1 protein-coding gene is annotated in these 328 nt (G+C 51.5%); it reads right to left on the reverse strand.

The window, feature by feature from the left end; all coding sequences use genetic code 11:
* A partial coding sequence (locus tag NR126_RS29210) for a hypothetical protein (RefSeq protein ID WP_256832518.1) occupies window positions 1–328 on the reverse strand: 328 nt, incomplete at both ends.

A 328-nucleotide genomic window follows, 5' to 3' on the forward strand; every position in this document is an offset into this window, starting at 1 on the left:
GACCCCCCTGCCGCGTTTCGCAGCCAACCTGTCCCTGCTGTTCCCCGCCCCGGCTTTCCTCTCCCTCTTCTCCTCCTCCTCCCCCTCCTTTTTCCTCTTTTTCTCCTCCCTTTTCCCTTCCTCCTTCCTTTCCTCCTCCCTCCCTTCCCCTCTCTCTTCCCCCTTCCTTCCCCCTTTTCTTTTTTTTCCCTCCTTTTCTTCTTCCCTTCCTTCTTTTTTTTCCCCTTCCTTCTCTCCCCTTTTTTTCTCTTCTCCTCCTTTTCCTCCTTTCTCCTTTTTTCTTTTCTTTTTTTTCCCTTCCCTTTCTTCCCCTTTTCCCCTCCCTTCA

It is taken from the genome of Pseudomonas sp. Pse1 (genome assembly GCF_024519635.1).
Classification (GTDB): Bacteria; Pseudomonadota; Gammaproteobacteria; order Pseudomonadales; family Pseudomonadaceae; genus Aquipseudomonas.